Origin of the sequence: Microbacterium sp. NPDC064942, from assembly GCF_049545525.1 — a bacterium.
Lineage (GTDB): Bacteria > Actinomycetota > Actinomycetes > Actinomycetales > Microbacteriaceae > Microbacterium > Microbacterium gawkjiense.
The window spans coordinates 1-3,307 of the sequence record NZ_JBMWDR010000017.1 but is presented as its reverse complement, the minus strand read 5'-3'; the positions used below and the strand labels follow the sequence as shown (position 1 = coordinate 3,307).

Annotated in this window: 3 protein-coding genes; 2 read left to right on the top strand and 1 reads right to left on the bottom strand. The window is 61.5% G+C overall.

Translation table 11 applies throughout. From position 1 onward, the window contains the following. Positions 1-189 precede the first annotated feature (189 nt). Complete coding sequence (locus ACPEH2_RS15690; RefSeq protein ID WP_359921450.1) at positions 190-1,359, bottom strand: ATP-binding protein; 1,170 nt, start codon at positions 1,357-1,359, stop codon at positions 190-192. A gap of 153 nt (positions 1,360-1,512) precedes the next feature. On the opposite strand from ACPEH2_RS15690, the gene ACPEH2_RS15685 reads away from it, so the two are divergent. Then, positions 1,513-1,656, top strand: coding sequence for a hypothetical protein (locus ACPEH2_RS15685; protein ID WP_423719072.1), 144 nt, complete (start codon positions 1,513-1,515; stop codon positions 1,654-1,656). Between the two features lie 440 nt (positions 1,657-2,096). Beyond that, on the top strand, positions 2,097-2,987 hold the full coding sequence (locus ACPEH2_RS15680; protein WP_359921448.1) for a matrixin family metalloprotease: 891 nt from the start codon (positions 2,097-2,099) through the stop codon (positions 2,985-2,987). Positions 2,988-3,307: the final 320 nt, after the last annotated feature.

The window sequence follows — 3,307 nt, the reverse complement described above, 5'->3', positions numbered from 1 at the left end:
GACAAGGGGTACCCCTCAAGGGCGAACCGCGCCTGGCTCCGCGACCGGAGGATCGCGGCGACCATCCCCGAGCGGGACGACCAGATCGCGCACCGCCGCAAGAAGCCGGGCCGGCCGATCGCTTTCGGCGACAAGCAGAAGCGCAACTCGCGGCGGCTGGCCACCCCGCACCTTCTTGATCAACACGCCCTAGGCGTCCAGTTGCCTTGCAATGAATGCGGCCATGCCGGGAACGGTGAAGGCGACGACTCCGTGTTCCGGGGCATACACCAAGCCCTTCCCGATCAGCGCGGCGCGGGTCGGGCCCAAGCTTTTTGGACTCTTGCCGAGCCGTGACGCGATCTCTCCCGAGAAACTACCGGCGTCTCCGTCCGCAGCCATCGCTCTGAGGTAGTGCTGTTCTGACCGAGTGGCCCGGTCCCATCGCGCACGGAAGAAGCCGTTGTCCAGCTGATTGTTCCCTTGAGCGATCCCGAGTTCGGCGTCAGTCTTTGTGATGACAGGACCCGCTGCGACGTTCCAGGTTTCCTGGCCGTACTGCTGCAGAAAATATGGGTAACGACCGGAGTTCGCCACCACGAGAGCGACGGCTTCATCCTCCCACTCTGCGTCTTCCTGCGCAGCGGGGATTGTCAGAGCCTCGGCGACGACGCTCTCATCAATCTGTTGGATCTTGAAGTAGTGGAACCGCTCCGCGTAAGACTTCGCCTCAGCCAGGATCCGCGGGAGGCTCGGCAGGCCCGCGAACGCGAACAGAAGCGGCCATTCATCCTGGGCCGCTGCGTGAGCTATCGCGCAGAGGGTCGCGAGTTCGTCTGGATCTAGATCCTGTGCTTCGTCGATGAAGATCGCCAGGCCGACCCCCTCTTCTTCGGCCGCTCCCGACAGGTCTCGCAACAGCTTCCGCAAGTCGGTATCAAGAATCCCCGTGTCAGCCCCACCTCCGTCTGATCCCGAGAGATCTAGCCCAAAAGACCAACTTCCAGTGGCGTCATACGACGCCTTGAAGGTAAGCGCAGTTCTCAGCGCCTTGAGGAGACGCTTTCCTGCCGTTGGCCGTGCCAGATCGGACAGGGGCCCATAGAGTGCTTCTCCCAGGAGCTCGCGCAACGCCTTCCCGGTGCCCGCCTCCACCTGCGCAGCAATCCACCCGCGCTTGATGGCATTGCGGCGAAACTCAGACAGTAAGACTGTCTTTCCAACGCCGCGCAGCCCGTATAAGACGAAGGGCTGATCGGTTCGCCCACGTTCCGCCCGCTGCAGCGCGGTAAACCACGCGCGTAGCCCGTCGTCTCGGCCGACGAGGGCAGCCGGCTTCCGTCCCGCGCCCGGCGAGTATGGATTGCGAACGGGATCCACGCGAACTCCCATCTACTGAAAACTACCAATATCTAGATAATCACTAGACCTAGCTAGATAATCATAGAAGCTTAGCGTGAGCATCGCTGGCTCAGGTGGCGCCAAGCGCTTGAGCAAGCCAGCCGAAGCGTCTCGAGCGCGCACGCTCCGTCGGTGTTGTCCGATCCCGAAGCGCTGGCGAGATTGAAGGCAGCCGGGTTCCTGCAGGCGCCCGTCGTGGAAACGGCCGATCAGTCATGGTCGGGGTTCCGTCCCGACAAGATCGACGACGTTGCCAAGAAGCGAGCTGCTCGATGAGGGCGGGGGCGGTCGTCGACGGTCCGCTGCTGCTCACGCCGGCGGAGGCCGCGGAGGCGCTGCGAGTCGACCTGTCCGAACTTCGGACGATGCGAGCAGCTGGCGCGGGACCCGACTTCTATGACGTCGGGCGAGGGCTCATTCGGTACGTGCGGGAGAGCGTGGTGGCAGCGATGAGTGAGTCGGATTGATCGACGGCCTCTACTGCATCACTTGGACGGCGACATGGGGAGGATTACCTCATTCATCCAACTGAGTGTCGACAGGGAACCATGAGCTCCCCTAGAGTCCCAGACGACGGCCGCCATTAGGACGGCTTCCTGGGGGGGAACATGAAATCATCAAGACTTGGTGTACAACTAGGCGTCGCCGCGATCGCAGCCTCGTTCTTTCTTCTGCCAACGCCAGCCGCCGCTGAGACGTTCGCATGTGATGAGGCTGTGGAATCCGGGCAGATTTGGGCTAGCGAGCTGGATGAGGTAGCTAATTGCACCGATCTAGGCGACCTGATCATCCGAGACGATGCCTCGGGTGTCGGCGCTGTGCTTCCGGAAAGGGGGACTTCGGTCACTTACAGCGCCACATCGGCAGAGCCGGGGGTGGAAGTCCCCGAATTCACGGTCGCTCAATCTGAAGACGGAGAGATCGCCACGCTCTCGATGACGCATGACGCCGTCGAGATCCAGGGTTCACCCTCGGTAGCCGCGGAGTTTTCGCTGGCCGAGAACCCTGTCTTCGACCCCGTGGTGACTCCATTGGCAACCAGCCCGAAATGCGACAGCTACGCGTACTCAATCTCAAATGAACGCTGGCTCTCCACAGCAAAATGGTGGTACAAAACTCCCAGCTTCGGCGGCCAGGCGCGAGTTGCGGGCGCGTTCACTGCCATGGCAGACGGCATCGGAGCATGCGGTCAAAACAAGCCAAACAGCGCCGCGCACGCATATCAAGGCACCACGAGCACGTCAGCCAACATCAACGATTCACTCTGCCTTGCTAACGACTTCAAGAACGTCGTCGATGGCGGCCCGCTTTCCAGCGGGACACTCGCGGGCACATGCACATGGCGCACATCCGGCCAAATCATCAACGCAGATATCAGAATCGACACTTCCAGCCGCTCTTGGTACACCGGTTCGTCAGTCACAGGATGCTCCGGCGCCTACGACCTGCAGGGAGTGATGACCCACGAAGCCGGTCACTTTTTCGGCCTGAACCATGTAGCTCTAGCGACCCAGCAGGTCATGATGCCTGAGTCACCCACCTGCCTCACTTCACAGCGCAAGCTCGGCAACGGAGACCTGGCCGGAATGAAGGCGAGATACCCGTGAGTAAACGAGTGGCAATAGTGCTCGGAATCGTTGTCGTAGTCGTTGTCGCAGCACTCGTTGCGCTTTACGTGACGGGCAACCTGGGCAACCGGATAGTGCCCTGAACGAACGACCAGCGATCGTATCCCGTATAGCGTCTTCCTGTGGGCGTTGCGAGTCAACGTGTCCTGACCCCGGCGACGTGGGCCTCCGGCCAAGGTCGACCTTTCGTCACGTCGGCCCTGGTGAGCCGCCCCCTTCATTCGGTCCGGACGTTCTGTGAGTCGTCGGTTTCCATTTGATGGGTGCACTGTCGAGCGTACTCGGCTGGGGGTAGGTAG